Below are 414 nucleotides of genomic sequence, written 5' to 3'. Positions count from 1 at the left end.
GGGTCGTACGGACCCGCATCGCGACCAGTACCCCGGCGAACATGCCCACCGCGTACCCGGCGAGGACGGCGGACCACGCGCCCGCGCCACCGAGGTGGGTTCGGGCGACAAGCGGCCCCGCGAGCCCGAAGGTGACCCCGACGGCGGCGTTGACCACCGCCGCGGCGAGCACGATCTGCCACAGCCAGCGCCGCCGGACGAACTCGCGCCAACCGTCTCGGAGCTGGGCGGGCAGGTTCCGCCCGGTCGTCCGGTGGGCCCGGTCGAGGCGGAGCCGCGCGAGGAGCCCGGCGGCGACGGCGAACGTCGCGGTGTCCAGCGCCAGCGCCCAGCCCGGCCCCAGCCAGGCGATCAGCGTGCCGCCGGCGGCGAAGCCCGCCACCGTGGCGGTGTTCGTTCCCAGCCGCAGCACGG

The 414-nt window shown here is 77.1% G+C and carries 1 protein-coding gene; it reads right to left on the bottom strand.

Translation table 11 applies throughout. The annotated features are described in order from the left end of the window. A partial coding sequence (locus EAD89_RS05390; protein WP_199733417.1) for an MFS transporter occupies positions 1-414 on the bottom strand: 414 nt, incomplete at both ends.

It is taken from the genome of Micromonospora sp. BL4 (assembly GCF_003667505.1).
In the GTDB taxonomy this organism is placed as follows: Bacteria; Actinomycetota; Actinomycetes; order Mycobacteriales; family Micromonosporaceae; genus Micromonospora.
Note: the sequence above shows the minus strand (reverse complement) of the source record. Positions and strands in the feature narration are given on the sequence as shown.